The organism is Aliidiomarina halalkaliphila, assembly GCF_007096385.1.
In the GTDB taxonomy this organism is placed as follows: Bacteria; Pseudomonadota; Gammaproteobacteria; order Enterobacterales; family Alteromonadaceae; genus Aliidiomarina; species Aliidiomarina halalkaliphila.
Window position 1 is genome coordinate 138,415 of record NZ_VJWL01000002.1, and the last position, 12,362, is coordinate 150,776.

Below are 12,362 nucleotides of genomic sequence, written 5' to 3' on the forward strand. Positions count from 1 at the left end.
GGTTAGAAATAGAGCGCGCCAGGGGCAAATAAGCGTTCGATTTCACTCACGTATTTCTTATCCACCAAGAATAAAATCACGTGGTCATCCGACTGAATTAGCGTGTCATCGTGGGCGATGAGCACTTCGCTGCCGCGCACCACGGCACCAATGGTTGAACCCGGCGGAAGTTTTAATTCACCCACTTCACGGCCCACCACCTGGGAGGTGTTTTCATCACCTCGGGCGACGGCTTCAATAGCCTCTGCGGCCCCGCGACGGAGCGAATAAGCATTGGCAAAGTCACTGCGGTGAATATGCCGCAGCAGCGCGGAAATGGTCGCTTGTTGGGGTGAAATCGCGATATCAATATCACCCCCTTGCACTAAATCCACATAGGCACTGCGTTGAATCAACACCATGGTTTTCTTTGCGCCCATGCGTTTTGCGAGTAACGCCGACATAATGTTGGCTTCATCGTCGTTGGTGACGGAAATAAATACATCGATATCTTCAATACGCTCTTCGCTGAGCATCTGTTGATCCGAGGCATCGCCATGCAGCACGAGGGTATTATCAAGCTGGGCACTGAGCTCTTCGGCGCGATGTAAACTCAGTTCAATCAGTTTCACACGATGGCTGGATTCAAGCTGGCGCGCCAAACCCGCTCCAATGTTACCGCCACCGACGATCATGACCCGTTTGTAGTGGGCTTCCCGTGGCTGCAATTCATCCATTACGGCCCGGATATGCTTGGTATCGGCGACAAAGAACACTTCGTCGTCGGCTTCAATAATGGTACTGCCGAGGGGACGAATCGGGCGACCTTGGCGGAAAATAGCCGCCACTCGCGTATCGATATTCGGAATATGTTTGCGCAAGGTCGCAATGGCATGACCGACAAGCTTGCCGCCATAAGACGCGCGCACTGCAACCAGGCTCACTTTGCCGTCGGCAAACTCCAGTACTTGCAGGGCGCCGGGGTAATCGATCAGGCGTTTGATATAACTGGTCACGAGTTGTTCGGGTGAAATGATATGGTCAACTGGAAGTTGCTCTTTACGGAACAATTGGTCGTGATACTTGGTGTATTGTTCAGAACGGATGCGTGCGATTTTCAGCGGACAATTAAAAATACTGTGGGCGACCTGGCAGGCCAGCATATTCACTTCATCAAGACTACTTACCGCAACGAGCATATCCGCATCATCTGCACCGGCGCTGCGCAATACGTCGGGGTGTGCGCCATTACCCTGAATAACCCGCAGGTCGTACTTATCCTGCAGCTCATTTAGCATGTCGCGGTTTGGATCAATCACGGTAATTTCATTGCGTTCGCTCACCAAGCTTTCCGCCAAGGTGGCGCCCACTTGTCCCGCTCCCACGATAATGATCTTTTTCATTGAGGTGAATCGCCTTTATTCTTATTTGCGTTCAGCTTACGCCGAATCTGCAGTTTTTTCGAGCACACAGTAATAAAATCCATCACCAGACTCCGGCTCCGGAAGGAGTTGCCAATCGTGCTCAGACGCATGCTCGATTGGGACTACCCGCGCATCCTTTACTGTAGTCAGAAACTTTTGAATTTGCTTGGTATTTTCATCCGGTAATACGGAACAGGTGGCATACACCAGACGACCACCCACCTTTAGGAGTGCCCATTGGGCATGAAGAATCCGCTCTTGCAGCGCCACTAGGGCATCGATATCGGTGGCTCGCCGCAACCATTTGATATCCGGATGTCGGCGGATAACGCCGGTAGCGGAGCAGGGAGCATCCAATAAAATTCGGTCATAACACGCGTTATCCCACCACTCACTTGGGTCGGCGGCATCACCACAAATCACGGTGGCTTCGAGCTGCAAGCGCGCGAGGTTTTCATGGACTCTATTCAAGCGTGCAGCGTCGAAGTCGAGGGCATGCACAATGGCATCCGGGGTGCGTTCTAATATATGCGCGGTTTTCCCACCTGGAGCGGCGCAGGCATCAAGAATGCGCTCGCCCGGTTGCGCATCGAGTAGATGCGCCGCAAATTGCGCGGATCTATCTTGTACTGACACGTGGCCGTCAGCAAAGCCCGGTAGTTGGGTAACATCCCTTGCCGTCGGTAAGCGGATGGCATCGAGTGCCTGAGTATCGGTGACGGCATCAATGCCTTGCTCAGCAAGTAGAGCAAGATACTGGTCGCGAGAAGTTTTGCTGTGATTTACTCGTAGCCACAACGGCGGCGCCATATTATTACGGGTACACACTTGTTCCCATTGTTCAGGATAGGCGGCTTCTAAGCGGCGTTGTAACCAACCGGGATGATCGGTACGTAACCCGGCACTTTTGGCTTGCTCGCTTTTCAGTGCTTGCTCGAGCGTTTCTTCCTGGCGCTGAAATGAACGCAGTACCCCATTTACCATGCCTTTAAGCGACGCTTGTTTGAGCAACATGGTGGCATTGACGGTTTCACCAATGGCCGCGTGAGCTGGTGTGCGCATATCCCGTAACTGCACGATACCGACCACCAACAGATAGTGGGCAATCCGTACCTTGTTTTTCAGTGGCTTGTCGACGAGTGCGCGAATAAACCATTCGTAGGTGGGCAAAAAGCGCAACGCTTGGTAACACATGGCTTGCGTAAAGGCAGCGTCGCTTGCGGAGAGTGCCTGGGTGGTATCGGGTAAGGCTTGGCTCAATGAGCGCCCTTGCTCGATAACCTGAAATAACGCCTGAGCGGCAGCAGCACGGGCATTCGCCGGCTTACTCATCGCGCACCAGCTTATTGGTAAGCACTAGGCCGGGTGCAAATTCTTCGCGGCGGGCATTTAGTATGTCCGCTGCCAACATCGGTTTCTTGCCGGGCGGTTGCAAGCGCTCTAAATTTAACGCACGCTCACCACAGGCGATTAAGATGCCGTGCTTATCGGCCCTTAAAATTGTACCTGGAGGTGCAGCAAGGGGATGATCCAACACTTGTGACCGCCATACCTTGATGGGTTGACCATGGAACAAAAAGCTAGAACCCGGCCACGGATTAAATGCCCGCACGCACCGTTCAATAAAGGCTGCCGAGTCGTTCCAATCAATAGCGCCCTCGGCTTTGGTGAGCTTTTTCGCGTAGGTCGCCAATTTATCTTCTTGGGGTGTAGGGCGGATATCTCCGGTATTTAGGGCCCGTAAGGTTTCAATCAGCGTAGGCGGGCCAAGTTTTGCGAGTTTTTCATATAAGCTGGCAGAGGTGTCAGTTTTGCAAATCATAATATGAGACTTCGCCAGCATGGGGCCCGTATCTAAACCTTCGTCCATTTGCATAATGGTAACGCCGGTTTCGCGGTCGCCTGCCCAAATCGCTCTCTGAATCGGTGCTGCTCCGCGCCACCGAGGAAGTAAAGATCCATGCACGTTAATGCAGCCAAAGCGAGGGGTGTCGAGCACAGCCTTGGGTAACAATAAGCCATAAGCCACCACAACCATCACATCGGCTTGATAACTAGCTAACTGAGATTGGGCTTCCGCGCTTTTTAACGACTCCGGTTGCTCCACGGGAATCTCATGTTTGAGCGCGAGTTCTTTTACCGCACTGGCTTGGAGTTTTTTCCCGCGGCCGGCAGGGCGATCCGGTTGCGTGTATACACCCACAACCTCCATGTCGCTTGTATCAAGAAGCGCCTGTAAATGGCGGGCTGCAAAATCTGGTGTTCCAGCGAATAATACACGCACCAATAAGTTTCCTTAAGCAAGCTTCGCGGCGAGGCGGGCTTCTTTTTCTAGTTTCTTCCGAATACGATCACGTTTGAGGGGTGATAAATAATCCACAAACAGCTTTCCATTTAAATGGTCGAGCTCATGTTGAACACAAATAGATAGCAGGCCTTCCGCTTCCATCTCAAAGTGTTCACCGTTGCGGTCTTGGGCCCGTACGCGAATTTTGCCGGCCCGTTCCACTTTGGCAAACACATTAGGAAAGCTTAAACAGCCTTCTTCGTTTTCAAAGAGGCCGTCTTTTTCAATAATTTCTGGATTAATAAATACCAATGGCTCAGGTTTCTCGTCGCCGCAGTCCGCAATAAAAAAGCGTTGATGCACGTCGACTTGAGTGGCGGCTAAACCCACGCCTTGAGAGTCGTACATGGTTTCGAACATGTCATCAATGGTTTCGCGTAATGCGTCATCCACCTGCTCTACAGGCTTTGCGACGGTGCGCAGGCGCTCGTCTGGATACTTCAAAATTGTCATCTTAGCCATAGCTTCGCTACTACCTCACACTCTCTGCACGGTTCTCTTGGTATTCATGGGCGCTTACCGCCAATTATCGGCAGCTTAGGGGCCAAGCATGAATTACTCACGGTGGATCTCTAATTTTAACGGGAATAAGGCTGAAAAGACAGGTTTTCGCTTGTTCAATCACCGGATTTAGTGCATATCCATGATAGGAAATATCGATTGCCCACGTGACTTCAAGGATGAATCATGCTTTATGCTGAGAACGTACACCCGAATACCCTAAACCAATGGCTGCGCTTACACTTCACCCCGCTAAAACTAAAACGACTGTTACGGGATCAATGGGCGGGGTTTGAGGGTATGGACGTCCACCAACCTCTCGCGGCCTTGCCTCTATTTTGGCGCGAGAAGCTCGCGGACATTTCCGACGACGTGATGGCTCGAGATGTGCGTCGTTTGCAACGTTGGTTGGACGCCGATGAGCGCAACCGCGTCCTTACCCGGCAAAGTCCGGAATTTCCGTTACACCTAAAGGAAATCGACGATGGGCCATGGTTGTTGTTCGTGAGTGGCGATCTCTCTTTCTTACAGCGTCCGGCCATTGCTATTGTGGGGAGCCGCAAAGCAACGCCGATGGGAATCAGCCTTGCGGAAGAGTTTAGCAAGGGGTTGGGGGCGCAGCGGCTGTGTGTGGTGAGTGGCATGGCCATGGGCATTGATGCGGCCGCCCATCGCGCCGCACTCGCGCATGGCTTTGCCAGCATAGGTGTGCTCGGTTGTGGTATCGACCGCGTTTATCCGGCACGACACCGGGCGCTATACGGCGACATGCGGGAACAAGGCTTACTCATCAGCGAATATTTACCGGGAGAGGCACCACGGGTTGAACGATTTCCCCAGCGTAATCGTATAATAAGTGGGCTCAGTAAAGGTGTGTTAGTAGTGGAAGCGAATATTCGCAGCGGTTCGTTACAAACCGCAAAGCACGCGCTGGAACAAAATCGCAATGTGTATGCGTTACCCGGCGCGATTCGAAATCCTGCAGCGGAAGGCTGTAACCGCTTGATTCAACAGGGTGCAACTTTGGTGACTTGCGTTGATGACATCCTCCAAGATTATCCAACTCAAGAAGTGTTGTGGCCGGTCGATAATTTAAACAACGAAGTTTTTTCAGAAAAGCCGTCGAATTTTCTTGAAACGGGCTTGGCAAACCCCCATTTATTAGCTAACGTGGATTTTGAGACCACTGCCCTTGAGGTACTCATTGCGAGAAGTGGGTTAGGGGTCTCAGATGTAGTCAACCAGCTCATCAGTCTCGAGTTGGCTGGATGGATTAAGCAAGTACCTGGCGGTTACGTCAGGGTGAGGAGGTAGGAGTTATGTTCGAGATTCTCATGTACCTCTTTGAAAACTACGTCCATTCTGAAATGGAAGTGGTTGTGGACCACGATGAATTGACTGACGAGCTGACCCGTGCCGGTTTCCATGAACAGGAAATTGGGAAGGCACTCGCTTGGTTAGAGCGATTAGCTGATTTGCAGGACAGTAAGGACAGCCCTTACTTAACGCAAGCGGCACCGGTTGTCTCATTTCGTGCGTACACGCCCGAAGAACTGGCACGTCTCGACGTCCAGTCACGTGGCTTTCTCATGTATTTAGAGCAAATCGGGGTGCTCGATTTCACGACTCGGGAAATGGTTGTTGACCGAGTGATGGAGCTCGATACACCGCAATTTTGTTTGGATGATTTGAAGTGGGTCATTCTCATGGTCTTGTTTAATGTACCTGGTCATGAAGATGCTTACAGCCAAATGGAAGATTTGCTATTTGAAGAGCCTCAGGGATACATGCACTAAACGCAGGAACCCTGATGACTCCAACACATCTATTTGACGCGTCGGATCGTAAAGATGAGCGCGACGAGCCTTGTCCGCGCTGCGGCAGCCCAGTAAAACTTAAGCACACCGGCCACCACTCGTTCTGGGGCTGCAGTGCTTATCCTGGCTGCGACTATACCCAATCACTGCATGAAACCGGGGATTTTGAACCACAATCCTTGCCGGGGGAGCAGTGTCCTGAATGCGGCTCCGACTTGTTGCTGAAGAAGGGGCGTTACGGCTTTTTTGTGGGTTGTAGTAGCTTTCCGTCATGCCATTTTATGTTGGATCCGACCGCTCCCAAACAGACCGAAAGTGCCGCAGCACCGACCTGTCCCGCCTGTAGCAAAGGGAAACTTGTGCAACGGGCAAGTAAGCGCGGGAAAATATTTTATGCCTGCGATCGTTATCCAAAATGTGACTATGCGTTGAATGAACCACCGGTAGCGCAAAACTGCCCACAATGTGGTTGGGGCGTACTGGAAAAACGGGAGGGCGTTCAAGGTCACTATCTACGCTGTCCGCAAAAATCATGCGGATACAAGTCAGAATCCGTATAATATCCGCCATGATAACGATGAACACGCGCAAGTAGTTGCGCGAGAGGGGATATTGTGAACTCACCGATCGATACTATGCAGTCCGATACCGACCCATTTGCGCAAGCACGCACTGCGATTGCTGAGCACGGGCTGATTGCCTATCCCACGGAAGCAGTGTTTGGTTTAGGCTGTGCGCCATACGACGAACTGGCGGTACGCAAGCTCTTAGCCCTGAAACAACGGCCCGAACACAAAGGTTTGATTCTCATCGCCGCGGATTACAGTCAGCTACTTGATTACGTTGATGACAGTAAGATTCCTCAAGATATGCGCTTTTCGGTGTTCTCCCATTGGCCTGGACCGGTCACATTAGTGCTTCCAGCCCGCGCCGACGTACCCCGGTATTTGCGCGGTGATTTTGATACCATTGCGGTGCGTGTCACTGCATTTGAGCCAGTGCGGCAATTGTGTCGGGCTTTAAAAACACCGTTAGTCTCAACGTCGGCCAACCGCTCCGGCGAGCCGCCCTTGCGCACCGCGAACGACGTGCGCACAGAGCTCGGTACCGATATCGCTTGGATTATGGATGGCCCTACCGGGGGTCGTGAACAACCGTCGATGATTATCAATCCGCTAACCGGAGAAACCTTACGATGAGTGAGCATCAGTACTTGGAACAGGTCAAAGCCTATCTGCAAGACCTTCAAGATCGCATTTGTGCGGATCTCGAAGCGGTTGATGGTGAAGGCCATTTTCGAGAAGATGCGTGGACTCGTGAGCAAGGCGGTGGCGGTCGTTCTCGCGTATTGCGTCACGGTGTGGTGATTGAACAAGGGGGCGTGAATTATTCTCATGTGTTTGGGGAATCCATGCCCGCTTCGGCAACCGCCCATCGGCCCGAGCTTGCCGGGCGTAGCTTTAATGCCTGTGGCGTGTCGTTAGTGATTCATCCGCGCAATCCGTATGTGCCAACTTCGCACGCCAATGTGCGCTTTTTTATTGCGGAAAAAGAAGGCGAAGCGCCGGTGTGGTGGTTTGGTGGCGGTTTTGATTTAACCCCGTTTTACCCCTTTGACGACGACGTAAAGCATTGGCATCGCACCGCACGTGCCGCCTGCGCACCCTTTGGCGATGCTTACTACGATGACTACAAAGCCTGGTGTGATCGCTATTTCTTTTTGCCCCATCGCAATGAAACGCGCGGTGTGGGCGGATTATTTTTTGATGATTTAAATACCAATCCGCAAGGAGAGTTAGATTTCGACCATGCATTCGGGTTGATGCGTTCTATTGGCGACCATTTTGTAAACGCCTATGTGCCCATTGTGGAGCGTCGTAAAGCGCTACCATTTGGAGAGCGGGAACGGGAATTTCAGTTATACCGGCGCGGACGTTACGTGGAGTTTAACCTGGTGTACGACCGCGGCACTTTGTTTGGTTTACAAACCGGTGGGCGTACGGAATCGATATTGATGTCGATGCCACCACTCGCACGGTGGGAGTATATGTACACCCCAGAAGAGGGCTCTCCAGAAGCAAATTTGCAAACGTATCTAAAGCCGCGTGACTGGCTACAGCAGGACTAAAGAGAAGTTCGTCAAGATCACCCGAGCTTTGAGAAATAGGCGTTGAACGAGTTACGGGAATTCAACGCTAGGGTTGTCACCGCTTTCCTTTGCTATTATGCTGTTTTGCATAAAAAATAAACGAAGCAGAGGGCAACCATGGGTAATATCTCATTTCTTATTGTCATCGCGGTCATTGTGATCGTGTTTTTGGCGTACCGACATTCGAAAACCAAGGCGCAGTCACAAAGTAAGAGCGAAGCAACGTCATCGTCGCAAGCCTCGGCACCTCCTGCGGCCCCTGCGCCGGAGAAACGTGCGAAGGTAGCGCCAGCAAAACCCTCTGTGGATCCAGTGATTAAAGGCGAAAGCCAAACCCAGCCATCGCCACTTGGCGCTGAAGTTCCTAACGAATTAGAGCAACCGATTGCCGCGCTGGAGCATGAGAGTGATGCGGTGGCACGGCATCGCTTGTATCAAACCATCATCGATGCCAGCTACAAAAATCGCAAAGACAGCGGTGCCCGGGCCCTATGCAAAACCTATTCGCAACGTCATGTGGAAGAGTTCGATAAGATTGCTAAACCGCTGAAGAAAGCCAATGGTGGGAAGCTTCCTCATGTAGCGACTTTCCAAAACTACGCCAACCTACTGGCAGAAGAAGGTAACTTTGATGAGGCCATCGCCGTGTGTGAACAGGCGATGACATTTGGGCTTGATGACAAAACCAAAAGCGGTTTTGCTGGTCGCAAGGCGCGCTTGGAAAAGCAAAAAGCCAAAGCCTAAACGTAAGTCTAAGACCGCCCTGTTAAGGGGAAGGTTGATTGATCATATGATGCGCCAGCCGGGTAAACCGCTGGCGTATTTCATTATGTAGGGGGCCGGCGGGCACCTGTTCGTCTAATGTGGTGTAGATACAATGCAGCCATTGGTCGCGCATGCGGGTGTCGATAGAAAAAGGGAGATGGCGCGCACGCAACATCGGATGCCCATATTTTTCTACATAGAGTTGTGGCCCATCGAACCAACCACTGAGAAATTCAAAAAACTTCTGTTCGCTGCCTTCCAAGGACTCAGGGTGGATTGCCCGCAATTCAGACACACCAGGATCCGCGTCCATAATCGCGTAAAAGCGCTGGGCCATGTGCCGCACCGCCTTCTCACCGCCAAGTTGTTGGTAAATTGTCGCATCTGTTGCATTTTGCCCTTGCGGATTTGCAACACTATGTTCAGACTGAATTCTTCGTAACCAGCGTTTTAACATGTGGTCCTTCGCCGATGGTGCAGTATAAGTTAACCGTGTTTGGTAGCCCGATCGCGCATAGTCGGTCGCCAGAGATTCATCAATGCTTCGCTCGCGAATGTGGCGTGGCCATTGAATATACGCGCAGTTTAGCATCGGCATCGGCGTTTCCAGAAATTTTTCGGGCCTTTGCTGACGATGGCGGTGTTGGTGCCAATGTGACCCTGCCTTTAAAAGAAATCGCGCTCAGATTAGCGGATTCGGTGAGTGAACGGGCGCGACTCGCCGGTGCGGTAAATACCCTGGTGAAAACCGAACAAGGATGGCATGGGGATAACACGGATGGCGCCGGCCTGGTGATGGACCTACAGCGCTTGCAGGTAAATTTGGCGAATGCCCGCGTGCTGATTCTCGGCGCAGGTGGGGCGACCCGGGGCGTGATTCAACCCTTACTTTCTGCGCACGTTGGGGAGCTAGTGATTGCAAACCGAACACTGGCAAAAGCAGAAGCTATTGTGGCGGAGTGGCAGCAGTCTGGGCGTAACGGGAAGTCAGCCTCCCAACCACAAACCGGAAGGGTAAACATCACCGCATTGGCGCTCGATGATTTGCGCTTACATCAGCCGTGGGATCTCATTATTAATGCGACCTCTGCTAGCCTAGGGGGCGAGCGCCCCGATGTGGCTGATCAGGTATTGGTGGCTCAACCGTTTTGTTACGATATGGTGTATAGCGACGCGCCCACGGCTTTTATGACCTGGGCACAGCAGCACCACTGCGCTGTTGCCGATGGTTTTGGTATGTTAGTGGGGCAGGCAGCGGAAAGTTTTCGCTTGTGGACGGGGCATCGCCCTTCTATTGAACATGCGCTTAAGTTATTGCGCTAGTACGGATCAATAAACAACAAGGAATGCTGAATGACGTTGCCGGAAATTAAAATCCTAAGCGTGCTCTTGATTACCCTCGTGATGTTTATTTGGGGGCGTTGGCGTCATGATGTGATTGCGCTGGGTGCGCTAATCGCTTGTGTTGCACTCGGCTTAGTCACCGCCGACACTGCATTTTATGGATTTGGCCATCCCGCGGTAATTACCGTGGCCGCAGTGCTGGTATTAAGCTTTAGCTTGCAGGCTACCGGTGCCATCGATGTGGTAGCCCATAAATTAACACCTTCCGGGGGCGGGGTGATGACCACCATCGCATCCCTTACCGGCCTTGCCGCTGTGCTCTCTGCATTTATGAATAACGTGGGTGCCATGGCACTACTCATGCCCATTGCTATCCAGCTAGCGAATAAACTTAGTATTCCAGCGGGACGCGTGCTGATGCCCGTGGCTTTTGGCTCAATTCTCGGCGGCATGACCACCTTAATTGGTACGCCGCCAAACCTGATTGTATCGGGTATCCGTGCTGAAGCCTTAGGCGAAGGCTTCCAGATGTTTGATTTTGCACCGGTGGGTATTCTTGTTGCTGGGGCCGGTGTGGTGTTTATCGCGATACTGGGCTGGCGCTTTGTACCGAAACGGGAACGCACCGATGCGGAAGGTTTTGATACCGGGAAATACCTTACCGAAGTACGGGTGTCGGAAGGGGGCAAAGCCGATGGTATGACCGTCGGCGAGCTCGATCAAGCCTTGCAAGAATCTGAAGCCGAAGTGATTGGACTCGTTCGCGGCAAGATTAAAGTGGTGAATACCCGTGGCTATGAACGCCTGAGTAAAGGCGATTTATTGGTGATTAAAGCCGAGCCCGAAACTTTGAGCCAAGCGCTGAATGTACTGGGATTGCGCTTGGTGGATAACGTCACGCCGCCGGATTTAGAACGCGACGAGGAGGAAGATGATGGTGATGAAAAGCTACCGCCCCATGTGGATGAAGAGTTTGAAGACCGTCCGGCGTGGTTCGACCGCAAAGTAACCGCTTACGGAAAGAGTACCTTGCGCGGAGGAATCACCAGCCGCGCTGACGCGGATGCCGTGCCAAGAGCATCAGACAATAGCGAAGTGGTATTGGTAGAAATGGTGGTTCTGCCTGACTCCCAACTGATCGGTACCACAGCCGCGGATTTGCGTTTGCGCAGCCGCCTGGGTTTGAATTTATTGGCGATTTCTTTTGAAGGGAACCAACGTGTTCGGCGTTTACGCCGCACCAAGATCCAATCCGGCAGTGTGCTTCTATTGCAAGGGGAGCCGGATGCACTGGCCCAGTTCGCCGCGAATGCCGGATGCGTGCCGTTAGCAGAACGCACCGTGCGTGTTCCAAGTAAAAAGCGCGCCATGTTTGCATCAGGTATTATGATTGCCGCAGTGGCGGCCGCTGCCATGGGTATTACCAGTGCCGCAGTTGCCTTCACCGCCGGCGTATTTGCCGTAATGGCGTTACGTGTGATTCCTCTTAGGCAAGTGTATGAAAGCATCGACTGGACCGTCGTGGTGTTGCTAGCTGCGTTGATTCCGGTGGCTATGGCCATGGAACAAACGGGGGCTGCTGACACCCTGGTGGACTTTATTCTCACCTACATGGCCGCAGGGAATGCGGTGATTGCACTCACCTGGGTGCTGGTACTGACCACCTTGCTCTCCAGTGTTATGAACAATGCTGCGACAGCTGCAGTGATGTGCCCCGTGGCATTAAGTACAGCATCGCAGTTACAGGTAAACCCAGATGCATTTTTAATGGCGGTGGCGGTGGGTGCTTCGTGTGCGTTCCTAACCCCAATTGCGCATCAAAATAATACGCTAATTTTAGGTCCCGGCGGATTTAAGTTTGGTGATTACTGGCGCTTAGGACTACCGTTAGAGATTATAGTGATTGCCATCGGTGTTCCCGCACTGCTGTTTTTCTGGCCACTGTAACGGTATGATAACGATGCATGGTTGCGGCTGTATCCTAGAAGAATGCAATGCCCATACGATGATCATAAAGATCTGAACCGCGTGTCAGA

13 protein-coding genes are annotated in these 12,362 nt (G+C 52.2%); 8 read left to right on the top strand and 5 right to left on the bottom strand.

Features of this window, described 5'->3' with window-relative positions; genetic code table 11:
• Positions 1-2: 2 nt before the first annotated feature.
• The 4 genes from trkA to def are packed head-to-tail and all read right to left on the bottom strand — an operon-like array spanning position 3 to position 4,212.
• The gene (trkA, locus tag FM042_RS07215; protein ID WP_143235752.1) at positions 3-1,382 is read right to left on the bottom strand and encodes a Trk system potassium transporter TrkA; all 1,380 of its coding nucleotides are present in this window, start codon (positions 1,380-1,382) and stop codon (positions 3-5) included.
• A gap of 36 nt (positions 1,383-1,418) precedes the next feature.
• Complete coding sequence (gene rsmB / locus FM042_RS07220) at positions 1,419-2,735, bottom strand: 16S rRNA (cytosine(967)-C(5))-methyltransferase RsmB (RefSeq protein WP_143235753.1); 1,317 nt, start codon at positions 2,733-2,735, stop codon at positions 1,419-1,421.
• On the bottom strand, positions 2,728-3,687 hold the full coding sequence (gene fmt / locus FM042_RS07225; protein WP_143235754.1) for a methionyl-tRNA formyltransferase: 960 nt from the start codon (positions 3,685-3,687) through the stop codon (positions 2,728-2,730). The genes rsmB and fmt overlap by 8 nt, the downstream gene beginning before the upstream one ends.
• A gap of 12 nt (positions 3,688-3,699) precedes the next feature.
• Positions 3,700-4,212, bottom strand: a complete 513-nt coding sequence (gene def, locus FM042_RS07230) for a peptide deformylase (protein WP_143235755.1) — start codon at positions 4,210-4,212, stop codon at positions 3,700-3,702.
• Between the two features lie 225 nt (positions 4,213-4,437).
• On the opposite strand from def, the gene dprA reads away from it, so the two are divergent.
• From dprA to FM042_RS07260, 6 genes are all read left to right on the top strand, one after another.
• Positions 4,438-5,565, top strand: a complete 1,128-nt coding sequence (dprA, locus tag FM042_RS07235; RefSeq protein ID WP_143235756.1) for a DNA-processing protein DprA — start codon at positions 4,438-4,440, stop codon at positions 5,563-5,565.
• A gap of 5 nt (positions 5,566-5,570) precedes the next feature.
• The gene (locus tag FM042_RS07240) at positions 5,571-6,047 is read left to right on the top strand and encodes a DUF494 family protein (RefSeq protein WP_143235757.1); all 477 of its coding nucleotides are present in this window, start codon (positions 5,571-5,573) and stop codon (positions 6,045-6,047) included.
• Positions 6,048-6,061: 14 nt separating this feature from the next.
• A complete protein-coding gene (locus FM042_RS07245) occupies positions 6,062-6,628 on the top strand; it encodes a DNA topoisomerase family protein (RefSeq protein ID WP_143235758.1) in 567 nt (188 codons plus the stop codon).
• Between the two features lie 75 nt (positions 6,629-6,703).
• A complete protein-coding gene (locus FM042_RS07250; protein WP_143236037.1) occupies positions 6,704-7,267 on the top strand; it encodes a Sua5/YciO/YrdC/YwlC family protein in 564 nt (187 codons plus the stop codon).
• Entirely contained in the window at positions 7,264-8,196 is a 933-nt protein-coding gene (hemF, locus tag FM042_RS07255) for an oxygen-dependent coproporphyrinogen oxidase (RefSeq protein ID WP_143235759.1), read from the top strand. The genes FM042_RS07250 and hemF overlap by 4 nt, the downstream gene beginning before the upstream one ends.
• Positions 8,197-8,334: 138 nt before the next feature.
• Positions 8,335-8,961, top strand: a complete 627-nt coding sequence (locus tag FM042_RS07260; RefSeq protein ID WP_143235760.1) for a hypothetical protein — start codon at positions 8,335-8,337, stop codon at positions 8,959-8,961.
• 22 nt (positions 8,962-8,983) lie between these two features.
• On the opposite strand, the gene FM042_RS07265 is transcribed toward FM042_RS07260, so the two are convergent.
• Positions 8,984-9,439: a group II truncated hemoglobin gene (locus FM042_RS07265; RefSeq protein ID WP_143235761.1), complete on the bottom strand. Its 456-nt coding sequence runs from the start codon at positions 9,437-9,439 to the stop codon at positions 8,984-8,986.
• Between the two features lie 14 nt (positions 9,440-9,453).
• On the opposite strand from FM042_RS07265, the gene aroE reads away from it, so the two are divergent.
• On the top strand, positions 9,454-10,305 hold the full coding sequence (gene aroE / locus FM042_RS07270; RefSeq protein ID WP_143235762.1) for a shikimate dehydrogenase: 852 nt from the start codon (positions 9,454-9,456) through the stop codon (positions 10,303-10,305).
• Between the two features lie 30 nt (positions 10,306-10,335).
• The gene (locus FM042_RS07275) at positions 10,336-12,273 is read left to right on the top strand and encodes an SLC13 family permease (RefSeq protein WP_143235763.1); all 1,938 of its coding nucleotides are present in this window, start codon (positions 10,336-10,338) and stop codon (positions 12,271-12,273) included.
• Positions 12,274-12,362: the final 89 nt, after the last annotated feature.